The 23,618-nt window shown below is 71.2% G+C and carries 23 protein-coding genes; 8 read left to right on the forward strand and 15 right to left on the reverse strand.

The annotated features are described in order from the left end of the window. The first annotated feature begins 68 nt into the window (after positions 1-68). The gene (pyk, locus tag OG393_RS08720) at positions 69-1,499 is read left to right on the forward strand and encodes a pyruvate kinase (RefSeq protein WP_327374057.1); all 1,431 of its coding nucleotides are present in this window, start codon (positions 69-71) and stop codon (positions 1,497-1,499) included. A gap of 84 nt (positions 1,500-1,583) precedes the next feature. On the opposite strand, the gene OG393_RS08725 is transcribed toward pyk, so the two are convergent. The 4 genes from OG393_RS08725 to OG393_RS08740 form a co-directional block, all read right to left on the reverse strand. Next, positions 1,584-2,861: a hypothetical protein gene (locus tag OG393_RS08725; protein WP_442817408.1), complete on the reverse strand. Its 1,278-nt coding sequence runs from the start codon at positions 2,859-2,861 to the stop codon at positions 1,584-1,586. Continuing rightward, positions 2,851-3,465: a DUF6114 domain-containing protein gene (locus OG393_RS08730; protein ID WP_327374059.1), complete on the reverse strand. Its 615-nt coding sequence runs from the start codon at positions 3,463-3,465 to the stop codon at positions 2,851-2,853. The genes OG393_RS08725 and OG393_RS08730 overlap by 11 nt, the downstream gene beginning before the upstream one ends. 122 nt (positions 3,466-3,587) lie before the next feature. Further along, complete coding sequence (locus OG393_RS08735) at positions 3,588-4,238, reverse strand: DUF6230 family protein (protein WP_327374060.1); 651 nt, start codon at positions 4,236-4,238, stop codon at positions 3,588-3,590. 586 nt (positions 4,239-4,824) lie between these two features. Further along, a complete protein-coding gene (locus tag OG393_RS08740) occupies positions 4,825-5,793 on the reverse strand; it encodes a tetratricopeptide repeat protein (protein ID WP_327374061.1) in 969 nt (322 codons plus the stop codon). Between the two features lie 297 nt (positions 5,794-6,090). Between OG393_RS08740 and OG393_RS08745 the strand changes: the two genes are divergently transcribed. Continuing rightward, positions 6,091-6,726, forward strand: a complete 636-nt coding sequence (locus tag OG393_RS08745; protein ID WP_327374062.1) for a TetR/AcrR family transcriptional regulator — start codon at positions 6,091-6,093, stop codon at positions 6,724-6,726. Between the two features lie 75 nt (positions 6,727-6,801). On the opposite strand, the gene OG393_RS08750 is transcribed toward OG393_RS08745, so the two are convergent. The 4 genes from OG393_RS08750 to OG393_RS08765 all read right to left on the reverse strand — a co-directional run bounded on the left by OG393_RS08750 (position 6,802) and on the right by OG393_RS08765 (position 10,825). Further along, the gene (locus tag OG393_RS08750; protein WP_327374063.1) at positions 6,802-8,502 is read right to left on the reverse strand and encodes an acyl-CoA mutase large subunit family protein; all 1,701 of its coding nucleotides are present in this window, start codon (positions 8,500-8,502) and stop codon (positions 6,802-6,804) included. 72 nt (positions 8,503-8,574) lie between these two features. Next, positions 8,575-8,907 (reverse strand): DUF3817 domain-containing protein, encoded by a 333-nt coding sequence (locus OG393_RS08755; protein WP_327374064.1) that lies wholly within the window; start codon positions 8,905-8,907, stop codon positions 8,575-8,577. A gap of 43 nt (positions 8,908-8,950) precedes the next feature. Next, on the reverse strand, positions 8,951-9,460 hold the full coding sequence (locus OG393_RS08760; RefSeq protein WP_327374065.1) for a MarR family winged helix-turn-helix transcriptional regulator: 510 nt from the start codon (positions 9,458-9,460) through the stop codon (positions 8,951-8,953). Between the two features lie 9 nt (positions 9,461-9,469). Continuing rightward, on the reverse strand, positions 9,470-10,825 hold the full coding sequence (locus tag OG393_RS08765; protein WP_327374066.1) for an MFS transporter: 1,356 nt from the start codon (positions 10,823-10,825) through the stop codon (positions 9,470-9,472). Between the two features lie 77 nt (positions 10,826-10,902). On the opposite strand from OG393_RS08765, the gene OG393_RS08770 reads away from it, so the two are divergent. Next, positions 10,903-11,964 carry an ArsR/SmtB family transcription factor gene (locus tag OG393_RS08770; protein ID WP_327374067.1) on the forward strand — a complete coding sequence of 354 codons (1,062 nt, stop codon included), beginning with the start codon at positions 10,903-10,905 and terminating at the stop codon, positions 11,962-11,964. A gap of 29 nt (positions 11,965-11,993) precedes the next feature. Here OG393_RS08770 and OG393_RS08775 read toward each other — a convergent pair whose 3' ends face one another. The 5 genes from OG393_RS08775 to OG393_RS08795 form a co-directional block, all read right to left on the reverse strand. Further along, positions 11,994-13,943 (reverse strand): kelch motif-containing protein, encoded by a 1,950-nt coding sequence (locus OG393_RS08775; protein WP_327374068.1) that lies wholly within the window; start codon positions 13,941-13,943, stop codon positions 11,994-11,996. Positions 13,944-13,946: 3 nt separating this feature from the next. Then, complete coding sequence (locus OG393_RS08780) at positions 13,947-15,791, reverse strand: glycosyltransferase family 2 protein (RefSeq protein WP_327374069.1); 1,845 nt, start codon at positions 15,789-15,791, stop codon at positions 13,947-13,949. Between the two features lie 91 nt (positions 15,792-15,882). After that, complete coding sequence (locus OG393_RS08785) at positions 15,883-16,587, reverse strand: TetR/AcrR family transcriptional regulator (protein ID WP_327374070.1); 705 nt, start codon at positions 16,585-16,587, stop codon at positions 15,883-15,885. Positions 16,588-16,989: 402 nt separating this feature from the next. Beyond that, positions 16,990-17,283 (reverse strand): MTH1187 family thiamine-binding protein, encoded by a 294-nt coding sequence (locus OG393_RS08790; protein ID WP_327374071.1) that lies wholly within the window; start codon positions 17,281-17,283, stop codon positions 16,990-16,992. Beyond that, a complete protein-coding gene (locus OG393_RS08795; RefSeq protein ID WP_327374072.1) occupies positions 17,280-17,624 on the reverse strand; it encodes a DUF3817 domain-containing protein in 345 nt (114 codons plus the stop codon). Before OG393_RS08795 ends, OG393_RS08790 begins: the two co-directional genes overlap by 4 nt. Positions 17,625-17,776: 152 nt before the next feature. On the opposite strand from OG393_RS08795, the gene OG393_RS08800 reads away from it, so the two are divergent. From OG393_RS08800 to OG393_RS08815, 4 genes are all read left to right on the forward strand, one after another. Further along, entirely contained in the window at positions 17,777-18,415 is a 639-nt protein-coding gene (locus OG393_RS08800; protein WP_327374073.1) for an AIM24 family protein, read from the forward strand. After that, positions 18,415-19,065: an AIM24 family protein gene (locus OG393_RS08805; RefSeq protein ID WP_327374074.1), complete on the forward strand. Its 651-nt coding sequence runs from the start codon at positions 18,415-18,417 to the stop codon at positions 19,063-19,065. Before OG393_RS08800 ends, OG393_RS08805 begins: the two co-directional genes overlap by 1 nt. Before the next feature lie 23 nt (positions 19,066-19,088). Next, on the forward strand, positions 19,089-19,844 hold the full coding sequence (locus OG393_RS08810) for an AIM24 family protein (protein WP_327378360.1): 756 nt from the start codon (positions 19,089-19,091) through the stop codon (positions 19,842-19,844). Between the two features lie 296 nt (positions 19,845-20,140). Further along, positions 20,141-20,617, forward strand: coding sequence for a MarR family winged helix-turn-helix transcriptional regulator (locus tag OG393_RS08815; protein WP_327374075.1), 477 nt, complete (start codon positions 20,141-20,143; stop codon positions 20,615-20,617). A gap of 86 nt (positions 20,618-20,703) precedes the next feature. On the opposite strand, the gene meaB is transcribed toward OG393_RS08815, so the two are convergent. Both meaB and OG393_RS08825 read right to left on the reverse strand, forming a co-directional pair. Continuing rightward, positions 20,704-21,660 carry a methylmalonyl Co-A mutase-associated GTPase MeaB gene (gene meaB / locus OG393_RS08820; protein WP_327374076.1) on the reverse strand — a complete coding sequence of 319 codons (957 nt, stop codon included), beginning with the start codon at positions 21,658-21,660 and terminating at the stop codon, positions 20,704-20,706. A gap of 24 nt (positions 21,661-21,684) precedes the next feature. Continuing rightward, on the reverse strand, positions 21,685-22,887 hold the full coding sequence (locus OG393_RS08825) for an acetyl-CoA C-acetyltransferase (RefSeq protein WP_327374077.1): 1,203 nt from the start codon (positions 22,885-22,887) through the stop codon (positions 21,685-21,687). 137 nt (positions 22,888-23,024) lie between these two features. On the opposite strand from OG393_RS08825, the gene mce reads away from it, so the two are divergent. After that, a complete protein-coding gene (gene mce / locus OG393_RS08830) occupies positions 23,025-23,477 on the forward strand; it encodes a methylmalonyl-CoA epimerase (protein WP_327374078.1) in 453 nt (150 codons plus the stop codon). Positions 23,478-23,618: the final 141 nt, after the last annotated feature.

Raw genomic sequence — 23,618 nt, forward strand, 5'->3', positions numbered from 1 at the left:
CACCGCCCATTTGTACATTCCACCAGACGGAATATTCCGGAGTGAAACAAACCGATAGGATCCGCCTCATGCGCCGTTCCAAAATCGTCTGCACGCTGGGCCCCGCCGTCGACTCGTATGAGCAGCTGAAGGCTCTCATCGAGGCCGGTATGAACGTGGCCCGATTCAACATGAGCCACGGAACCCAGGCAGAGCACCAGGAGCGGTACGACCGTCTCCGCAGGGCGGTGGCGGACACCGGCCGCGCCGTGGGCGTGCTCGCCGACCTCCAGGGCCCCAAGATCCGTCTGGAGACCTTCGCGGAGGGTCCCGTCGAGCTGGTGCGGGGTGACGAGTTCACCATCACCACCGAGGACGTCCCCGGGGACAAGTCCATCTGCGGCACCACGTACAAGGGCCTGCCCGGCGACGTGTCCCAGGGCGACCAGGTCCTGATCAACGACGGCAACGTCGAACTCCGGGTCATCGAGATCCAGGGCCCGCGGGTGAAGACGATCGTCGTCGAGGGCGGCGTCATCTCCGATCACAAGGGCATCAACCTGCCCGGCGCGGCGGTGAACGTCCCGGCCCTGTCCGAGAAGGACGTCGAGGACCTCCGCTTCGCCCTCCGGATGGGCTGCGACATGGTCGCGCTCTCCTTCGTCCGCGACGCGGACGACGTCAACGACGTCCACAAGGTGATGGACGAGGAGGGCCGTCGGGTCCCCGTCATCGCCAAGGTGGAGAAGCCGCAGGCCGTCGAGAACATGGCGGCCGTGGTCGCCGCCTTCGACGCGGTCATGGTGGCCCGCGGCGACCTCGCGGTGGAGTACCCGCTGGAGAAGGTCCCGATGGTGCAGAAGCGCCTCGTGGAGATGTGCCGCCGCAACGCCAAGCCGGTCATCGTCGCCACCCAGATGATGGAGTCGATGATCACCAATTCGCGTCCCACGCGCGCCGAGGCATCCGACGTGGCCAACGCGATCCTGGACGGCGCGGACGCGGTCATGCTCTCGGCGGAGTCCTCCGTCGGCGCGTACCCGATCGAGACCGTGAAGACGATGTCGAAGATCGTCGTCGCGGCCGAGGAGGAACTGCTCTCCAAGGGCCTCCAGCCGCTCGTCCCGGGCAAGAAGCCGCGGACGCAGGGCGGCTCGGTGGCCCGTGCCGCCTGTGAGATCGCGGACTTCCTGGGCGGCAAGGCGCTGATCGCCTTCACCCAGTCCGGTGACACCGCCCGGCGCCTGTCCCGCTATCGCGCGACCCAGCCGATCCTGGCCTTCACCACCGAGGAGACGACCCGCAACCAGCTCACCCTGAGCTGGGGCGTGGAGCCCTTCCTGGCGCCGTTCGTGGCGACCACCGACGCCATGGTCGAGTTGGTCGACGCGGAGCTGCTGAAGCTCCAGCGCTACGGCAAGGGCGACACGATGGTCATCACCGCCGGCTCGCCCCCCGGCGTGCCGGGCAGCACGAACATGGTCCGGGTGCACCACCTGGGCGGCGGAGAGCGCGACTGACGCCCCCCAGCCGCACACGACGAGGTCCCCCGTCCGGGCCGGACGGGGGACCTCGTCGTGTGCGGCTCCCGGAGGCCGGGTCGGTCAGTTCGGCTCGACCGTGTTGCGCAGCCCGGGGACCTTGAGGGTGCCGCCGAACTGGCCCGCCTGGATGACCTCGACGTTCGTGAAGAAGGCGAACGGGACGTCGAGCGGCGGCGGGGTCTGCGGGTTGAAGGTGATCGGGATCAGGCCGAAGAGATTTCCCTTCAGCTGCTCCGTGTACATGGTCACCGTGCCGTTGCGGATGGTCGACGTCGAGCCGCGGTTCGAGCGGACGTGACCCGTCCGGCCCTCCGAGTGCACGGTGAGCTGGTGCAGATCCTTGATGTCGACCGAGCTCGCGGTGAACTTCAGGACCTTCTTGATCTTGCCGCTGCCCGTCTTGACCTCGACGATGCCGTGGTACTTCAGGCCGCTGAGCGTGAGCAGTGAGCTCTGGAGCTTCCACGGCTCGTCCGGCAGCAGCGGGATGCCCGGCTCCAGCTCGGCCGCCGCGAGTGCCTCCGGATCGGCCTCGGGACACGGGAACCGGGGCTTGGCGCCGTCCGGTATGTCCTCGTCCTTCTTGGCGTCGAGCCCCTTGGCGTCCGCCGGGAGCTCCTGGACCTGGGCGCCCGCCTTGTCGGCGGCGTCCTTGATGGCGTCCTTCGTCCGGTCGACCGGGGCCTTGGGCGCGGTGGGCGCCTCCTCGGTCGTGGGCGCCTCGGTCGCCGGCGTGGTGGGCGTGGTGGCCGGCGGCGGCGTCGGTGTGGTCGCCGTCGGGGACGGGGTGGCCGTCGGGGTGGCGTCGGGCCCGTCGAAGAGGTCCTTCAGTTTGTCGCCGATGCCCAGCGGATCGAGCGGGTTCACGCTCTTCGTCGGGGTCGGCTCGGGAGCGGGCGCCTGCTGTACGGCGGGCCGCTGCTCGTCGACCGCCTGCGCGGTCTCGGCCGCCGAGGGGGTGGCGCCGGGTGTGGGCGTCCCCTTCTCCTCGGTGGCCTCCGGAGCGGGTGCCTCGGTGGCCGACGGGTCGGCGGTCGGCTCGGGCGTCTCCGCCGGCTTCGTCGTCTCCTCGGCCGTCGGCTCGTCCGAGCGGGTCACGCACGGGCCGGGGGCGAAGGGGATGTCCTTGTCATCGGCGAGGGCGAGCCGGGGCGTCAGCCCCATGCCGACCAGCACCGCGGTCGGCATGGCCGCCAGGGCCATCGCCTTGCCCGCCGGTCCCTGGATTCTGTTCAGCAGCGACTTGCGCGGGGCCGCGTGCCGCGGCCCCCTGCCGGTCAGAGTGGCGCTGTCCCCAGTCGTCGCCGACTGCGACGGCTGTGTTTCGTCACCCCGCACTGTTCCTCCCGCCATTGGCGTCGATCGTGGTTTCGGTCGCCTGCGCACCGGGACCCACCGACAGGTCCGGCTCCTCACCGGCGCGCTGCTCCGGAACCGGTACGGGTGCGACGGCGTCGAAGCCCTCGTCACCTTCCGGGCCCTGCCGCGGACCGTCGTACTCGTGCGCACCCGGGGCGCCCTCGGCCCGCGCCTCCTCGGACTCCTCCACCGGGACGCCCGGCGCCCAGGCGACCGAGAGACAGCCGCCGATCATGGAGGACAGGAAGCCGACGAAGATGCCGCCGAAGTTGGACACGGGGATGGACACGAGCGCCAGCACGATCGCGGCGACACCCGCGAAGACCCGGACGATCGGCTGGAACCACATCGTCAGGCCGAGCGTCACCAGGAGCACACCGATGATCAGCGCGCCGGCGCCGGCCGTGGTGGCCATGGCGATCGTCATGTTGCCGAGCCGCATGTCGGCGTAGGGGAGATACGCGATCGGCACGCCGCCGAACATGGTGAACAGACCGGCCCAGAACGGCCGGGTGCCCCGCCAGGTGCGGAACCGGTTGTCGTTCTTCGGGACTCCGCGGGAAGCAGTGGACTCGGCGCTCATGGAAAACAGCTCCCTGGAAGCGGTATTGCTGAGAGAAGTGGAGAACACGGCGCGATGGCCGGGAACGGGCGGGGCCGTACGGACGACGGCCCACGCCCGCCGAGCGGGTGCTCGCCGAGTGCTTACTCGGAGAAGCACTCCTTGGTGCCCTTGTGCAGCGACAGCTTCAGGTCGGGGAGACGGAAGGTGCCGGCGGTGGTCGCCCAGGCCTTCTGCTCCACGTTGTTCAGCGTCGCCGTCTCGGCGCGCTGCGAGAAGCCGTACAGGTTGGCCTGGGTGCCCGGCTGGATGCCCGGCTTGCCCTCCGACTTGGGCAGTGCGCCCGCCGCCACGCCGATGTCGATGTTGCCGAACTCGGCGTCCGCCTTCAGCGAGGAGACATCGAGGTAGATGTCCTTCGCGTAGACCGGCTCGCCGTTGTCCGTGCCGGCACGGAGCTCCAGCGAGACGGTGCCGAGGATCGGGACCTTCGGCGTCACGACGGACTGGCACATGTTGGTGATCCACGCCTCGGAGAAGCCCGAGACGCCGACGGGCTCCGCGAACGGCTTGCCCTCGAGGTCCTTGCCGGACACGAGGTTGCCGTACTGCACGAAGTCCTTGCCGACAAGACTGTCGGCCTTAACCTTGAACTCCTGGCCGGAGATGCTGAAGGACGCGGCCAGCGCGCCCTGAGCCAGGCCGACACCGATCGCGGCCGTCGCGGCCACACTCGGCACCATGACGACGGCGAACCGCTTCCATCTGGTCCCGCCACGAACCTGGGACTTCATGAGAATTCCTCCTTCTCGGACGTACATCTCCGGATGGGCCCAGGGGCCCGTCCTGGGATGGGAGAAGCGCTACGTCCTCGGGAAGAAGCACCGGACACCGGGCGCTGCGCGTCCGAGTCACCGGCGATCACCCCCGAGCGACAACCACTGGCCGCGCCTTGCGCGCAACCTGCTTGGACAGGCCCTGTCGCGGTGAGCGCAGGAACCCCCCTGTCCACGGCCGGCGCCACTGCCGCCGGCCCACTCGGTGGGGACCCTCGCCGCGAGCCCGGTTGGTTGCCGGGTGGGTGCGGTGGAGGACCGAGCGTGGCCGATCGTGGTCCATTCCGGGCCGGGGCACAAGGGGGTTCGTTACTCGCTAGTAACGGCTGGATAACCTCGCCACGACGTGGCGATGTCAAGCGGCCACACAGGGTGGAGTCATGGCCCACGCCATAGTCGGAGAATGCCGGTGAAATCCGGACAGAAATTCGGGTTCGATTTACTGCAAGTAACAGCGGCCGCGATTACCAAGTTTTGGTAAAGCGCGGCCGCTGTGTGTCATCTTCCCGCCGGATCGACGCCGCCCGGGGAGGGCGGGGCGGGGTCAGAAGAGCACGCGGGCGAGAGCCTGACGCGCCGTCACGACGCGGGGGTCGTCCGGACCGATGACCTCGAACAGCTCCAGGAGGCGCAGGCGCGCCGCGTCCCGGTCCGCGCCCGCCGTGCGGCGCACGGCGTCCACCAGGCGGCCGAAGGCGTCCTCGACATGGCCGCCCACCAGATCGAGATCGGCGGCGGCGATCTGCGCGGTGACGTCGGCGGGGTCGTCCGCGGCCTGCCTGCGCACCTGCTGCGGGTCCATGTCCTGTACCCGGGCGAGCAGCTCGGCCTGGGCCAGGCCCAGCTTCGCCTCGGGGTGGGCGGGATCGTCGGTGAGCACGTTCCGGTACGCCTGGACGGCACCGGCCAGGTCGCCCGCGTCGAGGGCGGACATGGCCGCCTCCAGCAAGGCGTCGTACGGGCCGACCGGTGCGGGGGCCTCCTCCGCGGCGCCCTCGGCGGAGGGCTCCACGGCGATGCCCGTCAGGCCGAAGCGCTCCTCGCCCACCTGGATCAGCTGGTCGAGGGTCTGCCGGATCTGGGCCTCGGGCGCCGCGCCCTGGAAGAGCGGCAGGGCCTGGCCGGCCACCACCGCGAAAACGGCCGGAATCCCCTGGATGCCGAACTGCTGCATCAGCATCTGATTGGCGTCGACGTCGACCTTGGCGAGCAGAAAGCGGCCGTTGTACTCGACCGCGAGACGCTCCAGGAGGGGGCCGAGCTGCTTGCACGGTTCACACCACTCGGCCCAGAAGTCGATGACGACCGGGACCTCGGCGGAGCGCTCGAGGACATCGCGCTCGAAGCCTGCCTCATCGACATCGATCACCAGGGCAGAAGGGGCGACGGCCGGCGTGCCCCCGTGGCGGGCGGCTTCGGCACGCGCCTGCTCCGCCTTGACCTTGGCCTCTCCGGCCGCCTTCACCGCGGCGAGGTCGACGACGCCGCTCATGGACATGTTTCTGGGCTGCATGGGTACATCCTCCCCCCTCCGCGCGCGTGACCGGTAAGCCATGGCTGAACCGTGCCGCCCGCGGAGCTCCCGCCGGTGCGCGAGATGTACGGACGTACACGGTCCTCGTTCGGTTGCGCCGGGTCCCCACCCGGCGCGTGTGGTTGTCGCTGGGGCCGCTCAACAGCCTTTCGCTACGGGTCGTAGCGTATCTGCGGGAGCGTGCGCGGCGCGAGGGCGCGGGGACGATGCCCACGGTGAACTGCCTCACATCACAGCCCTCTGGCGCAATACCTACTGACGGGTATGGTCGCCTCCATGTGCAGCCGTACCCGCTCCCGAAGCACCGGACGCCCCGGCCGCCCCCGGTCGACCCAGGCGGACGCGGCGATCCTGGAGGCGACCCGTGCGGCCCTGGTCGACCTCGGCTGGTCCAAGCTCACGATGGGCGACGTCGCGACCCGGGCGGGGGTCGCCAAGACCACGCTGTACCGGCGCTGGGGCAACAAGAACGAGCTCGTGGTGGACGCCGTGGCCGTCCTCTTCGACCAGCTCGACCTGCCCGACCTCGGCAGCCTCCAGGCCGACATCGAGAACGTCGTACTCCAGTTCGCCGAGCTGCTCCAGCGCCCGGAGACCAAGACCGCGCTCATGGCGGTGGTCGCCGAGTCCACCCGGGACGAACCGCTGCGCGAGCGCATCCGCACCTCGATCGTGGACCGTCAGAAGCGGCTGGTCCTGGAGGGGCGCCGGCGTGCCCAGGAGCGGGGTGAACTGCCCACCGACCGGGACCCCGCGGCGATCGACGCCACCGACGACCTGATCTTCGACGTGATCGCGGGCGCGGTGGTGCACCGGGCGCTGGTCAGCGCCGAGCCGGTGGACCAGGAGTGGGTCCAGCGGCTGTGCGCCCTGCTCCTGGGCGGCCTCGGCGCGGCGGCCTCCCAAGGCTGAGAGCCTGCCGGGTGGCCTTCGCCCGCCCGGGGGGCTCCGTGAAGGGGGATGGCGACCGCCACCCCCCAACACGCCCTAGAAACCCGGGGGCTCGGTGTAGACGCCCCACTCCTCACGGAGCACGTCGCAGATCTCGCCGAGCGTGGCTTCCGCGCGCACCGCGTCGAGCATCGGGCCGATCATGTTCGAGCCGTCCCGGGCCGCCGCCAGCATCGCGTCCAGCGAGGCGCGGACCCGGGCGTCGTCGCGGCGGCCCTTGCGCTCGCCGAGCACCCGGACCTGCTCCCACTCGACCTCATGGCTGACCCGCAGGATCTCCAGGTCGCCGGTGACCGAGCCGTGGTGCACGTTGACGCCGACGACCCGCTTGTCACCCTTCTCCAGGGACTGCTGGTACTGGAAGGCCGACTCGGCGATCTCGCCGGTGAACCAGCCGTCCTCGATGCCACGCAGGATGCCGGAGGTGATCGGACCGATCGGGTGGCGGCCCTCCGGGTGGGCGCGCCGGCCGCGCTCCTTGATCTGGTCGAAGATCTTCTCGGCGTCGGCCTCGATGCGGTCGGTGAGCTGCTCGACGTACCAGGAGCCGCCCAGCGGGTCGGCCACGTTGGCCACGCCCGTCTCCTCCATCAGCACCTGCTGCGTGCGCAGCGCGATCTCGGCGGCCTGCTCGCTGGGGAGGGCGAGGGTCTCGTCGAGGGCGTTGGTGTGCAGCGAGTTGGTGCCGCCGAGGACCGCGGAGAGGGCTTCCACGGCCGTGCGCACGACGTTGTTGTACGGCTGCTGGGCGGTGAGCGAGACGCCGGCGGTCTGGGTGTGGAAGCGGAGCCACTGGGCCTTGTCGGTCTTGGCTCCGTAGACCTCCTTCATCCAGCGCGCCCAGATCCGGCGGGCGGCGCGGAACTTGGCGATCTCCTCGAAGAAGTCGAGGTGCGCGTCGAAGAAGAAGGACAGACCCGGCGCGAAGACGTCGACGTCCAGGCCGCGCGAGAGGCCCAGTTCGACGTAGCCGAAGCCGTCGGCGAGGGTGTAGGCGAGTTCCTGCGCGGCCGTCGCCCCGGCCTCGCGGATGTGGTAGCCGGAGACGGAGAGCGGCTTGTACGCGGGGATGCCCCGCGCACAGTGCTCCATGAGGTCGCCGATCAGGCGCAGGTGCGGCTCCGGCTGGAAGAGCCACTCCTTCTGCGCGATGTACTCCTTGAAGATATCGGTCTGGAGCGTGCCGTTGAGCACGGCCGGATCGACGCCCTGGCGCTCCGCGGCGACCAGGTACATGCAGAACACGGGCACGGCCGGGCCCGAGATCGTCATGGAGGTGGTGACGTCGCCGAGGGGGATGTCCTTGAAGAGGACCTCCATGTCGGCGGCGGAGTCGATGGCGACACCACAGTGGCCGACCTCGCCGAGCGAGCGCGGGTCGTCGGAGTCGCGGCCCATCAGGGTCGGCATGTCGAAGGCGACCGACAGTCCGCCGCCGCCGGCGGCCAGGATCATCTTGTAGCGCTCGTTGGTCTGTTCGGCGTTGCCGAAGCCGGCGAACTGGCGGATGGTCCAGGTCCGGCCCCGGTAGCCGGTCGGGTGCAGGCCCCGGGTGAAGGGGTACTCGCCCGGCCAGCCGATGCGCTCGAACCCTTCGTAGGCGTCCCCGGGGCGGGGCCCGTAGACGGGCTCGACCGGGTCACCGGAGAGCGTGGTGAAGTCGGCGTCGCGCTTGCGGGCCTTGTCGTAGCGGGCCTGCCAGCGTCGGCGGCCTTCCTCGATCGCGTCAGCGTCCATGCCATCGAATTTACTAGGACGTCCTAGTAAATGTCGATGGCAAACCTCCGCACATATGCGCGGAGGCGGGGTTCAGGCCTTGACCGGCTCCGGCCGCGCGCCACTGACCAGCGGAAGCGTGTCCCGGACGACCTTGCGCTCGACGAAGAAGGCCGCGAAGGGAATCGTGCCGGACAGCAGGACCCAGAGGAGCCGGCCGAACGGCCACTTGGCCTTGGAGCCCAGATCGAAGGCGAAGATCAGGTAGATGATGTAGAGGACACCGTGGGCCTGGGAGACGGCGAAGGTCACGTCCTCGCCCCGGTCGAACCCGTACTTGAAGACCATGCAGGTGCACAGCACGAGCAGCATGACGGCGGTCACGTACGCCATGACGCGGTAGCGGGTCAGCACGCTGGATTTCATGCCGTCGAGCGTAACGGCACGTTCCGGGCGATCTTCGCGCGGGTCAGCTCTCGTCGAAGTCGTGGGCGTCGACCCGCAGCGGACGGAGCATCGCGAAGATCTCGGCGCACTCCTCGGCGTCGTAGGCCCCGAGGCCGAAGTCCATCTCCATCAGGTCACGGGTGGCGGCCTCGACGACCTCACGGCCCTTGTCGGTGATGGAGGCGAGGGTGCCGCGGCCGTCGTTGGGGTTCGGCCGCTTGTCGACGAGACCGGAGCGCACCAGACGGTCGACCGTGTTCGTGACGGAGGTGGGGTGCACCATGAGTCGCTCGCCGATCTTGGACATCGGCAGTTCGCCCGCCTTGGAGAAGGTGAGCAGCACCAGCGCCTCGTACCGCGCGAACGTCAGTCCGTACGGCTTGACGGCGGCGTCGACCTCCGCGAGGAGGATCTGGTGGGCCCGCATGATCGAGGTGATCGCGGCCATCGAGGGGACCGGCCCCCAGCGCTTCTGCCAGAGTTCGTCGGCGCGGGCGATGGGGTCGAACGGGAGACTGAGCGGCTTCGGCACGCGTCGACCTTACCCAGTGGTCACATGCCGGTCAGCCCCGTCTCGCGCTTCGGTCGCCCCGGACGCCCGCCCCGCCCGGTCGGCCGCCCGTACCTCGGCCACCGCCGCGAGCACCCCGAGCGTGCCGAGCACACCGGCACCCGCGACCACGAGAGGGACGGGGGCGAACTCGGCGGCCAGTCCGGCGGAGGCCATCCCGAGACCCTGGACCGTCATCATTCCGGCCGTCATCAGCGTCATGGCCCGCCCGCGCAGTTCCCCGGGAACGGCGGCGACGAACCCTGCGTCGAGACCCAGGGTGTACGCCCCGGTGGCGCCCGCCAGCAGCAGGGCGACGGACGCGAGGACGACGCCCGGCTCGGCGAGGTAGACGAGGAAGGGCAGCGCCCCGACCGCGGCGAGCGGGACGACGATGCGCGAGCGGGCCGCGGGCGTCAGGACGGAGCCGGCGAGCAGTTCGCCCGCGATGGTGCCGACGGGCAGGGCGCACATCAGCAGGCCGAGCGCGGCGGTGGAGGCGCCGATCCCGTCGGCGTAGGGCGCGGCGAGCGCCTCGGGCGCCACCGCGAAGAACGGCGGGACCCAGAACATCAGCATCAGGGCGCGCACCCTGCGGTCGCGCAGCACCGCGAACGTGCCGCCGCCCCCTCGGCGCGCTCCGGCCGCGCGGGCGGGACGCGCGCGCGTCCCGAGGCGGAGCAGCAGCGCGGAGGCGAGGAAGGTCCCGGCGGTGATCGCTATGGCGCCGCGCGGCGGCACCACGGTGAGGAGCAGGCCGCCGGCGCCGAAGCCGGCGAGCAGCGCGCTCTGGGAGGCGATCCGCAGCACGGACCGGCCCAGGACGAAGAGCTCGCCCTCGCCGAGGATGTCGGTGAGGGTCGCCATGCGGGTGCCGCCGAAGACGGGCGCGACGGCGGCGACCACGCACCGCAGCAGCAGGAGCGCGGCGACGGGGGTCGTGGGAGCGGCCATGAGCGCCACGCAGCCGGCGCACACGAGGTCGCAGAAGACGAGCACCCGGCGGGGCGGGTGACGGTCGGCGACGCCGGCGAGGAGGGTGCCGCCGAGGAGGTACGGCAGGAAGCCGAGGGCGAAGGTGAGGGAGGACAGCAGCGGGGAACGGGTGAGGTCGTAGACGAGGACGGTGAGCGCGATCTCGCTGATGACGACGCCGAGCAGGGAGAGCAGGTGGGCGGCGAAGACGGTCCTGAACTCCCGCACGGCGAACACGGCCCGGTAGCCACGTCCGCCGTCCCGCCCGGCGGGGGCCTCCGGCGGGGCTCCGGACTCCGCGGCGGGAGCGTCCGGGGGCACGGCCGCGGGGGGCGGGGTGCGGCTGTCGGGCACGGGCACGGGCATGGACATGGGCCGCAGACTGCCGGTCCCGGTGCCGGCGGCCTAGACTTTCGGCTCCAGACGAATCTTCCGGTCCCGGAGTGCCGATGCCCTACCACCTCCGCTTCGGCGAGGCCGACCCGCTGCGGATCCGGTTCGCGATCTCGCCGCTCTGGGAGACGCACTCCGCCGTGCGCGTGCTGGCCCACCCCCGGCACCAGGGCTACCACCTGCCCTGGCTGCGGCGGATCCGCGGCGCGGCCGAGGGTCTCGATCTCCGTCCGCTGCACCTGCTGATGCCGCGGCGCGGGCACAGTCCCGACTTCCTCTACCCGCCCCCGCTGGGACCGGCCGTCTCCTTCGAGGAGGAGCTCGCGGCGGTGCGCCGCACCGGTCCCGCGCAGGCGCTGGCCGACTTCGAGCGGTCGCTCGCCGACACCCCGGGGGCGGCGGAGAGCCCCGAGGGGCGGCGCGTGCTCGCCGACCCCACCGACGCCGTCCGGCGCCTCGCCGATCTGCTCCGCATCGCCTGGGAGACGCTGGTCGCGCCCGACTGGCCCCGCCTGCGCGCGCTGCTGGAGGCGGACGTGGCCTACCACTCGCGCAGGCTGGCCGAAGGCGGGCTGGAACGGCTCCTCGGCGAGCTGCACCCCGGCTTCGACTGGGCCGCCGACCGCGCCACCCTCACCGTCGGTTACCGGGGCGAGCACGTCCGCGCCCTGGACGGCCAGGGCCTGGTGCTGCTGCCGTCGGTCTTCATCTGGCCCGATGTGGTGAGCGGCTTCGACCCGCCCTGGCAGCCGACCGTCGCCTACCCGGCCCGCGGCATCGGCGGGCTGTGGACCGAGGCCCGCGAGCGGACGCCGCGGACCCTGGCACGGCTGCTCGGCGCGGCCCGTGCCGAGGTGCTGTGCGCCCTCGACGAACCGGCCGGCACGACAGCGCTCGCGCACCGCCTGGGCCTCGCCCCGTCCTCCGTGTCGGCGCATCTGACCGTGCTGCGTGAGGCCGGACTGCTCACGTCGCGGCGGTACGGGCACCAGGTGCTGTACGAGCGGACGCCGCTGGGGATCTCCCTCGCGGTACAGACGTCCCCGCCCGGTGCGGACCGTCCTCGCGAGGACGCCCGGTCCGGTGCGCCGGCGCCGGAAGGTGCCGGCCCGGGGTGAGCGCCGGCCCGGGGCCGGCGCTCACGTGCTCAGGGCACCCGCACCCACGTCGCCTCGGACGGCGCGCCGTCCCGGTCGGTCACGAAGAGCATGTACCAGCCGGGCGGAACCAGCGTCCGGTCCCCCGGCACGTCCACCGTCACCGAGTCCGGCCCCTTCGTCAGGCCGAGCGCGACGGAGCGCTGCTCGACGTCCGTGGTGTGGGTGACGGCGCTCGGCCGCATCAGCCGGGCCGTGGTGATCCGGGCCGCGTCCGCCGTCCGGAAGGTGGCACGGGCGCCGGCGTCGACGGTGCGCGGACCCTCCCCCAGCACGGGCCGATCCGCACCGGCGCGGTGCAGGGCGGGCGGGGTGTAGACCTCGATCCGCTGCTCGAAGGTGCCGAGTCGGGTGTTGGCCTCGTCGTCGAAGAGCGGGTCGGAACCGAAGGTGGCGACCCGGCCGTCGGGCAGCAGCAGCGCCTCGGAGTGGTAGTTGCGGCCGACGGCCGGCTCGGCCGCCGCGGTGAAGGTGTCGGTCTTCGGGTCGTAGAACTGTGCCTTGAGCACGTCGCTGCGGCTGCGGCCCCGGTACCCGCGCGAGCCGCCGCTGGTGAAGACGGTGTCGTCGGGCATGAGCACGCTGCTGAGGTAGCGGGTGCCCTGCGGCAGCGCCGGTCCGTCACGGAAGGACGGGTCGGGGCGGGAGAGGTCGATGATCGAGGTGCGGGCGGTGGACTTCGGGGACTCCCCGACCCCTCCGCCGCCGAAGACCATGAGCTTCTGATCCTGGGCCGGCGGCAGCAGCACGGAGGCCGAGGTCTCCAGCTGGTCGGGGTCGCTGAGGCCGCCCAGCGGGGTGAAGGTGTTCTTCTCCAGGTCCCACAGGCCCGGCGTACGACCCCGGTCCTCCGCGCCGTAACCGGCGTTGGAGCCGGTGTAGAGGAGCCGGCCGCCCTGGGTGAGGAAGAGGGAGGGGTAGGTGGGGAAGTAGCGGAAGGGCCCCGGGGACCAGGTCCTGGTGGCCGGGTCGTACATCTCGTTGTCGCCGGGCACGACGTCTCCGACCTCGTTGAGGCCGGAGACGGCGAGCACCCTGCCGTCTTCGAGGGTCACCAACGTGGGGTACCAGCGGGCGTCCTCCATCGGGGCGACCGGGACGTACCGCTCGGCCCGTGGGTCGAACTCGTAGGCCGCCTTGATGCCCTGGAACTCCTGCTTGGCGGTGGTGAGCCGCTGCGCGACCCCGTAGACCTCGCCGGCTCCCTCACGGCCGAGGATCTCGTAGCGCGCGGCCTGGGTCGTGAGGCCCCGCGGCCCCTCCTCCCGGGCCTCGACGAAGACATCGGCCTCGGCCGCGGTGACCTTGCTCTGCCACGGGTTCATCCGGCCGCTCCCGACGTACGAGCCCTGGAACTCACGGGTGGCCCTGGGGACCGTGACGTCGGCCGCGCTGACGTACTCGACGCCCGAGGGCGAGCGGAAGACGGTGCCCTTCGCGAGGGTGACGGCCTTGTCCGTGTTCTCGTTCCTGACCCGCATCGTGCCGCCGGCCTTCTTGACCTCGCCGTCGAGGACCTCGTAGCGGGCGGTGCCGCCGGCGACCAGCAGCCGACCGTCGGGGAGCTGGGCGTGGCCGGAGCAGAAGAAGTCCTCGGGCGTGGGGATCTTCTTGAAGGTGTCGTTTCCCGGGTCCCACAGGATGGTGTCGAAGGTGCCGGAGTCGAACTTCTCCTGGTCGTTGCCGGAGCCGGCGATGAGCAGCACCTTGCCGGTGTGCAGCAGGGCCGCGTGGATGGCGTTGACGCGGTACTCGGCGGGCACGTCGACGATCCGCCAGGAGCCGTACGTCCGCTGGTACCCGGGACGCGCGATCTTGTAGGCGTGGTACTCGGCCTCGGCGAAGGAGACCACGGCGGGGGCGTTGAGTGCGGCGAGGAGCACGACGGCGCCGCCGCCGAACAGGTTCTTCCTGAGGCGTCCCGACGGCAGTCGGACCATGGGTCAGTTCCCTCCTGTCGTGGTGGGCGCCGCCGCGACGGGCCCGGCGGGGGCCGGGGCAAGGGCGGGCGGCGGCGTGGCCGGGGCGGCGGGGGCGGGCGCCGCCGATCCGACGGCGGGGCGGGTGCCCGGCACGCTCTCCCCGGCACACGGGCCGGTCCGCCCGGCGCGCAGGGCGGTCCAGGTCCAGACGGCGAGCGGTCCGAGCGCGAGGGCCAGGGCGAGGACGGACCAGGTGCGCATGGCCACGTGAGTGTGCTGGAAGCGGACGGAGGCGGCCAGCGAGACGACCAGCACGGTCGCCCACCCGAGGTGGATCCGGAAGGTGCGGAGCCGGTCGGGGCTGCCCCCGCCTCCCTTGGGGGTGACGACGAAACAGCCCCGGGTGCGCAGCACCGCGGAGCCGAGCGACCTCAGGTAGACCGGGGCGCACAGTGCCGACATCGCCATCCCGGCCAGGCCGCCCGAGCCTTCGGGTTCGTGGGGTGAGACGTTGTGCCGCCGGTTCCACAGGTACAGCGCGATCTGGAGGGCCGCCGCATCGCTGTGGATCATCAGCCAGACCGAGGAGGAGACCTGGGTGCCGGATGCCCCGAACCAGAGGAAGAGCACGCAGCTGAGGACGCCGAGGAGCCAGTTCACGGCGGTCATCGGGTAGTAGACGAGCATCAGGGTGTAGTGGAGGAGGCGACCGGGCGGGATCCTGAAGAGCGCCTTCCGGTACTGCCTGATCAGGGTCTCGTAGGTGCCCCGGGACCAGCGCAGCTGCTGGGTGAAGAAGTCGGTCCAGGAGGCCGGGCCCTCACCCACGGCGAGGACGTCGGGGGTGTAGACGGACCGCCAGAAACGGCCGGTGCCGGGGTTCCGGTGGCGGTGCAGTTCGAAGCCGGTCGCCATGTCCTCGGTGACCGAGTCGTACAGTCCGCCCACCTGGCGGAGGGCCGAGACGCGGACGATGTTGTTGGTGCCGACGAACATGGGGGCGTGGTAGCGGTTCCCGGCCCGCTGGATGAGGGCGTGGAAGAGGAACTGCTGGGATTCGGCGCCTTTGGTGACGGCCGAGGTGTAGTTGCCGTAGACCTGCGGCCCGACCACGAACGCGACGTCCGGGTCGCGGAAGTAGCCGAGCATCCGTTCCAGGAATTCGGGCAGGGGGACGTGGTCGGTGTCGACGGAGGCGAGGAAGGCGTAGGCGTCGCCGTGTGCGGCCAGCCAGGCGTTGTAGTTGCCGTGCTTGGTGCGGGCCTTGTGGGGTCCCTTGTCGCGGTTCCACTCGGGGACGCCGTGGCGGGTGAAGTGCCGGACGCCCAGCTCACCGCAGAGCGCCCTGGCCCGCGGGTCGTCGCCCTCGTCGAGCAGCCACACGTCGAGCGGTCCGTCGTGCCGCAGCAGCACCGCCGCCTCGAGTGTGGCGCGGACCGTCGAGAGCGGCTCCTTCGCCGGGACGTAGGTGGTGAGGAAGGCCACGCGGGTGCCCGGCTCGGCGCGCACGGGTACCGGGTCACGGGCGACGAGGGCGGCGTGGGCGACCGACGCGACGTTCACCAGCATGAAGAAGCAGACGAGGCCGATCGACACGAGCATCACGGTGTCGAGGTGGACCAGCCAGGCGGCTCCGCCGGGACGGACGGTCCGGTGACTGGGCCAGACGAGGTAGACCAGGAGCACCGCCGAGAGCAGGGGAGCCAGGCACAGGAGGAGGACGGCCCGTATTCGGTGCGGTTCCTTCGCGAGCAGGCTGCGGTACCGCACCCGGTAGGCCGCCGCGGGCTCCGTCAGGGGACCGGCGATCCGGCTGTAGGTCTCGTAGTCGTAGCCTTCCGGCCGCACGGTGCCTCCAGCTGTCATCGGACAGGTCGATACCCTCACCAAAGGTGACTCGTATCGACATGTCGACCGGAGTCGTCCGAGCGAGGGACTTACCGGCCCCGACAGGCTCTCAGTGGCGACCGTCGCGCCGCAGCCTCTGCCTGACGGCCCGTTGGGCGAGCGGCCCGAGGTCCTCCAGCGCGGCGGCGAGCCCCGCCAGCCGCTCCAGTGAGACGAGCACCTGCTCGGCGCCCGCGGGGTCCACGCCCTCGTACAGTTCGAGCCCCACGAAGGCCGCGGCGCAGGTGCGGGCCAGTCCGGCGGGGTCGACGAACTCGGCGAGCGGGTTTCCGGCCAGGACTCGGGTGAGGACGCCTTCCAGTTCCTCGATCCAGAGGTCGAGTCCGGACGCGGTGGCGGGGGCCAGACCCGGCCGGCTCTGAGCTCCCGCCAACAGCTGTGCGAGTACCGCGACATGGCCGGCGCCCCGCTCCTCGGCGTGCATCTCGCGGCCGAACCGGAGGAGCTCGGCGAAGGTGGTGACGGCGGCCAGCCGTTCGCGGTAGCGCGCCACACGCCGCTCGGCACCGTGGCGGCAGGCGGCGGCGAGGAGTTCGTCCACGGAGCCGAAATGGTAGAAGACCAGGGCCTGGTTGACGCCCGCCGCGGCGGCGACGGAACGGGCGGAGGTCCGGGCGATGCCCTGCTCGGTCAGGGCGCGCAGGGCGCCTTCGAGGAGTTTTTCACGGGTTCCGCGACTGCGCCCGTCCTTGGCTCCGGAGCCCGGGGAGGCGTCTCGGCCTTCTCCGGCCGGCCCTTCGGCGTCCTTGGCCATGCGGGTTCCTCCTCCGTCCGGAGCCCGGCTCACCGGGCCCTGCAGCGTCGCCCCGGCGGGCGCGGCCGACGAGGCGGCGCGGCGTGCCGTACCCGCGCGCCGGGCGGCCGGAGCCGCCGGAGGAAGGGCCGGGCGAGCGAACGCCGGCCGGCGTCGGCCCCGGTGGCGCTCCCCCGCGGAGACACCGGCGCCGACGACGGCCGAAACTCGTTGAGCGACCGCTCAAAATGACCGTAACCCATGGTGAGCGGTCGTTCAATCAGCGCCCGTGCGCGCCCCGAAGGGCTGGGGGCTTCCCGCGGCCGCCCGGGGCGAGGCCACGGGCGGGCGACGCGGCGTGCGCGGGGAGGGCCGACCGGGATACGGCGGCGGGCCGGGACCGGTCACCGCGGGCCCGGGGCGTCAGGCTCCGAGGTGCCGCTCGACCGTGGCGACCTTCGCGTCCAGCGCGTCGGTGACGCCCGGCCGGATGTCGGCCTTGAGGACCAGGGAGACCCGTGGGGCACGCGCCTCGACGGCGGCGACGGCACGCCTGACGACGTCCATGACCTCGCCCCACTCCCCCTCCACGGAGGTGAACATGGCGTCGGTCCGGTTCGGCAGGCCCGACTCGCGGACGACCCGGACCGCGTCGGCGACGTACTCGCCGACCTCTTCCCCGACACCCAGTGGCGTGACCGAGAACGCGACGATCACGCGTTCACCGTGCCCTCGTGGCGGGCGCGGGAGGCGATGACGGCATCCTCGGCCGCGCTCTTCAGCCGGCGCTCGGCGAAGAAGCCGCCGAACGGCAGCACGGAGAGCACGAAGTAGAGCGCCGCCGTCTTGAGGTCCCACTTGGTGCGGTTCCAGGCGTCCAGCCAGAAGAGCACGTAGAGGACGAAGAGGATGCCGTGGATCGCACCCATCACCGGGACCGCGTTGAAGTCCGTGGTGCGCTTGAGCACCGAGCAGACCAGCAGCAGGAGGAAGGAGACGGCCTCCGGCGCGGAGACCAGCCGGAGGCGATGCAGGGACGAAGCGGTCTTGATGTCCACGAAGGTCACCTTTTGATCGGGGTCGACGATCTTGTGAAGGGATGCACAAGCGCCCGTCCATTGTGGCAGCCGGCTTTGCCTGCCCTTTATCAGGGTCGGCATCCTCCGCAGGTCCCTGTTCGCGGCCGCGCCGCGCCCCGTAACCTCCCTCCGTGGCTACGTTCCGACTCCAAGGCAGCAAAGTGCTCGCCGTCGACATGACCGGCGACGCCGTGAAGGCGAAGAACGGCTCGATGGTCGCCTACGACGGCCAGATGGCGTTCAAGAAGATGTCCGGCGGCGGCGAGGGCCTGCGCGGGATGGTCACCCGCCGCCTCACCGGCGAACAGATGGAGGTGATGGAGGTGAAGGGCCAGGGGACCTGCTGGTTCGCCGACCGCGCCTCCGAGATCAACCTCGTGTCCCTGCACGGCGACAAGCTATTCGTCGAGGCGAGCAACCTGCTCTGCACCGACGCGGGCCTGCGCACCGGGACCACCTTCACCGGCCTGCGCGGCGGTGCGACCGGCAACGGGCTCTTCACGACGACCGTCGAGGGCACCGGCCAGGCCGCCATCATGTCCGACGGCCCGGCGGTGGTGCTGCGCGTCTCCCCGCAGTACCCGCTCTCCGTCGACCCCGGCGCCTACATCGCGCACCAGGGCAACGTCCAGCAGCACTTCCAGTCCGGTGTGACCTTCCGCACCTTCCTCGGCGAGGGCGGCGGCGAGGCGTTCCAGATCCGCTTCGAGGGCGACGGTCTCGTCTACGTGCAGCCGAGCGAGCGGAACACGATCGGGGGTGACGTCTGATGCCGTTCCGCGAGGTCAACTCGAAGATGGTCGAGGCGACGGTGGTGCCGGGCCGGCACATGTTCAGCCAGCGCGGCGCGATGCTCGCCTACCGCGGCGAGGTCTCCTTCACCCCGAACCTCACCGGCGGCCAGGGCGGCGTGATGTCGATGATCGGCCGCCGGGTGGCGGGCGAGGCGACGCCGCTGATGACGGTCGAGGGCGACGGCACGGTGATGTTCGGCCACGGCGGCCACCACATCCAGGTGATCCAGCTGTCCGGCGACACCCTCTACGTCGAGGCCGACCGGCTGCTGGCCTTCGACGGCACCCTGGAGCAGGGCACCATGTTCATGGGCTCCCAGGGGGGCGTCATGGGCATGGTGCGCGGACAGGTGACGGGCCAGGGGCTCTTCACCACCACGCTCCGCGGCCACGGCGCGGTCGCCGTCATGGCCCACGGCGGGGTGATCGAGCTGCCGATCACGCCCGGCCGTCCGGTCCACGTGGACCCGCAGGCGTACGTCGCCCACCACGGCGACGTACGCAACAAGCTCTCCACCGCGCTCGGCTGGCGCGACATGGTGGGGCGCGGCTCCGGTGAGGCGTTCCAGCTGGAACTCAGTGGCAGCGGCGCCGTGTACGTACAGGCCTCGGAGGAGAAGCTGTGAGCGCCCCGGTGATCCACGACCCGATGACCCTGCCGTCGGACGACAACGTGAACGCGTACACCTTCTGCGTGGAACTCAAGGGCTCCCCCTGGTTCCTGCAGAAGGGGAAGATGATCGCCTACTACGGGCGGATCGAGTTCAACGGCATCGGCCACGGTCGGCTGGACCGTCTGGTGCGGACCTCCTTCCACTCGCCGCTGCACGCGAGCGACTGGGTGGTGGCCGAGGGGAGCGGCAAGATGCTGCTCGCCGACCGGGCCTTCGACGTCAACTCGTACGACCTCGACGAGGGCAACCTGACGATCCGTTCGGGCAACCTCCTCGCGTACCAGCCGACGCTGGCCCTGAAGCAGTCGATCGTCCCGGGCTTCGTGACGCTGATCGGCACGGGTAAGTTCGTGGCCGCGTCCAACGGTCCGGTGGTCTTCATGGAGCCGCCGATGCGTGTGGACCCGCAGGCGCTGGTGGGCTGGGCGGACTGCCCCTCCCCCTGCCATCACTACGACCACGGCTATCTGACCGGGGTGATGGGCGGCGTGCGGGCGCTGACGGGCCTCGGTGGCAGTTCCGGCGAGGAGCACCAGTTCGAGTTCGTCGGTGCGGGTACGGTCCTGCTCCAGTCCACCGAGCTACTGATGGCGGAGCGCGCGATCGGCGAGCCACCGGCCCAGGCGGGCGTCCCGGGCCACACCCCGCATGGTTCCGGCCACGGACCGCAGGGCTCCGTACCGCGCCTGCCCGGGCAACTGGGCGATCTCCAGCGTCGCTTCGGCCTCTGACCGTCCCCTCCGCCACGGGGCGGAGGGCGCCCGCTCGCGCGGCCCCGCGCCTCCGGAGGCGTACTGGGGCCGCCGGGCCGGCGCCGTGGACGAAGGCGCCCCGGGCTCGCGCGGAGTGGCTCCGGGGTCGGATTCCGGCCCAGCCCCGGCGGGCCGCTCCGGGTCCGTCGCGTGAGCGGTAGTCTGCGGAGTGTGACGTCATCGAACGTCTGCACCCGTTCGCCGGGGGCTCCGGGTGCCCCGCGTCACACACCTCAATTTCGTCCAGCATTCAACTTCTTAGGTAGAATCCATACATGGAGACCGAGACGGCCACCCCCTGGCTCAGCGACGCCGAGCAGTGCGCCTGGCGCACCTACCTGGACGTCAACAGAATGCTGACGTACCAGCTGGAGAAGGACCTCCAGCCCTTCGGCCTGACCAACAACGACTACGAGATCCTGGTGAACCTCTCGGAGTCGGCTGAACGCCGTCTGCGCATGAGCGATCTGGCCACCGCGACCCTGCAGTCCAAGAGCCGGCTCTCGCACCAGATCACCCGCATGGAGAACGCCGGACTGGTCCGGCGGGAGAACTGCGAGTCAGACCGGCGTGGCCTGTACGCCGTCCTGACGGACCAGGGCATGGAGACCATGCGCAAGGTGGCCCCGCACCACGTCGAGTCGGTGCGCCAGCACTTCATCGACCAGCTCTCCCCGGAGGCCCTGGGCGACCTCCACGAGTCGCTCAAGCCGGTCGCCGAGCGGCTCCGTGGCCGCCGCGGCAAGCCGTAACGGGGGGCCACGCCCCGGCACGGCACGATGTGGAGGGCCCCACCCCGCCGGGGTGGGGCCCTCCACATCGTGCCGTGCCGCCGTCGTCAGTTGCCCGTCAGGCTCGCGATGAGCTCGTCGGAGGCCGCGTACGGGTCCAGCTCCCCCGCCACGATGCGCTCCGCCAGCGCGTCCAGACGGCGGTCGCCGTGCAGGTCGCCGATCCGCTCGCGCAGCGCGGTGACCGCGATCGTCTCGACCTCGTGGGCCGAGCGGGCGCGGCGACGCTCGGCGAGCACCCCGTGCTCCTCCATCCAGGCGCGGTGCTTCTCCAGCGCCTCCACGACCTCGTCGACGCCCTCGCCGCGCGCCGCCACGGTCTTGACGATCGGCGGGCGCCAGTCGCCCGGACCACGCGCCTCCCCCAGACCCAGCATGTGGTTCAGCTCACGGGCCGTCGCGTCCGCGCCGTCCCGGTCCGCCTTGTTGACCACGTACACGTCGCCGATCTCCAGGATGCCCGCCTTGGCCGCCTGGATGCCGTCACCCATGCCCGGCGCGAGCAGCACCACGGAGGTGTCCGCCTGGGAGGCGATCTCCACCTCCGACTGCCCGACACCGACCGTCTCGACGAGGACCACGTCGCAGCCGGCCGCGTCCAGCACGCGGATCGCCTGCGGGGCGGCCCACGCCAGGCCGCCCAGATGACCGCGCGTGGCCATCGAGCGGATGTACACACCCGGGTCGGAGGCGTGCTCCGACATCCGGATACGGTCGCCGAGCAGCGCCCCGCCGCTGAAGGGCGACGAGGGGTCGACAGCCAGCACCCCGACCCGCTTGCCCGCTCTCCGGTACGCGGAGACCAGCGCGGACGTCGACGTGGACTTGCCCACGCCGGGCGAGCCGGTCAGGCCCACCACGTACGCGCCGCCGGCCAGCGGGGCCAGCGCCGCCATCACCTCGCGCAGTTGGGGGGACGCCCCCTCCACGAGCGAGATCAGCCGGGCCACGGCCCGCGGCCGGCCCTCCCGTGCCTGGTCCACCAGTGCGGGGACGTCCACCATCTGCGGTACTCCTTGGGTCGGTGCCTACTTGCCGGGGACGCGAACGATCAGTGCGTCACCCTGGCCGCCACCGCCGCACAGGGCCGCCGCGCCGACACCGCCGCCGCGCCGCTTCAGCTCGAGCGCGAGGTGCAGCACCACACGGGCGCCGGACATGCCGATGGGGTGGCCGAGGGCGATGGCGCCGCCGTTGACGTTCACCTTTTCCGGGGTGACGCCCAGATCCTTCATTGACTGGTGGGCGACCGCGGCGAACGCCTCGTTGATCTCGATCAGGTCGAGGTCGTCGACGGTCAGGCCCTCCTTCGTGAGCGCGTGCCGGATCGCGTTGGACGGCTGCGACTGGAGCGAGTTGTCCGGCCCCGCCACATTGCCGTGGGCGCCGATCTCGGCGATCCACTCCAGGCCCAGCTCCTCGGCCTTGGCCTTGCTCATCACCACGACGGCGGCGGCGCCGTCCGAGATCTGCGAGGAGGTGCCCGCGGTGATCGTGCCGTCCTTGGCGAAGGCCGGGCGGAGCTTGCCGAGGGACTCGGCCGTGGTCTCGGCGCGGATGCCCTCGTCCTTGGCGAAGACGACCGGCTCCCCCTTGCGCTGCGGGATCTCGACCGGGGTGATCTCGGCCTCGAAGATGCCGTTCTTCTGCGCGGCGGCCGCGCGCTGGTGGGACAGCGCGGCGATCTCGTCCTGCTCGGCGCGCGGGATGCCCAGGCGAGTGTTGTGCTTCTCCGTGGACTCGCCCATGGCGATGTTCTCGAAGGCGTCGGTGAGGCCGTCGTAGGCCATGGCGTCGAGCATCTCGATCGCACCGTACTTGTAGCCCTCGCGGGACTTCGGCAGCAGGTGCGGGGCGTTCGTCATCGACTCCTGGCCGCCGGCCACGACGATGTCGAACTCACCGGCGCGGATCAGTTGGTCGGCCAGTGCGATGGCGTCCAGACCGGACAGGCACACCTTGTTGACGGTGAGGGCCGGGACGCTCATCGGGATGCCGCCCTTGAAGGCAGCCTGACGTGCGGGGATCTGGCCGGCGCCCGCCTGGAGCACCTGGCCCATGATCACGTACTGCACCTGGTCGCCGCCGATGCCCGCCCGGTCGAGCGCGGCCTTGATGGCGAAACCGCCCAGGTCGGCACCGGAGAAGGACTTGAGGGAGCCGAGCAGTCGCCCCATGGGCGTGCGGGCGCCCGCGACGATCACTGAGGTGGTACCGGTCGTTCCAGACATGAGGCACAGCCCCTTGGGATGAGGAGTGAACGAGGGTTTACCGCCAATGTACTGAGCGGTGCCACGCGAGGTCACCGGGCGGAAGGTGTGACGGCGCGCACGTTGCGTAACCATCCCACTGGCGCTGCACTGGGAGAATGCTGACGCGAATCGACCACATCGGGATCGCCTGTTTCGACCTCGACAAGACCGTCGAGTTCTACCGTGCGACCTACGGTTTCGAGGTGTTCCACTCCGAGGTGAACGAGGAGCAGGGCGTCCGCGAGGCCATGCTCAAGATCAACGAGACCTCCGACGGCGGCGCCTCCTACCTCCAGCTCCTCGAGCCGACCCGCGAGGACTCCGCCGTGGGCAAATGGCTGGCCAAGAACGGAGAGGGAGTCCACCACATCGCCTTCGGGACCGCGGACGTGGACGGCGACGCCGCGGACATCCGCTCCAAGGGCGTCCGGGTCCTCTACGACGAACCCCGTACCGGCTCCATGGGGTCCCGCATCACCTTCCTTCACCCCAAGGACTGCCACGGCGTCCTCACCGAACTGGTCACCTCGGCCGCACCCTCCGGCGACCACTCCGCTGCGGAGCACTGACCCCCGGATTCCTGGCCCGGTAGAGTGGGCGGCTCCGGGCCGGGGCCGGTCGGTGCCGCGTGCCATGCGGCGTCGGAGTCGGGGTATTCGATCTGCCACCATTCCCCGGGGGGCCCGTTCGCCGGGGAACGGTTCTCAGTG

Source organism: Streptomyces sp. NBC_01216, from assembly GCF_035994945.1.
Lineage (GTDB): Bacteria > Actinomycetota > Actinomycetes > Streptomycetales > Streptomycetaceae > Streptomyces.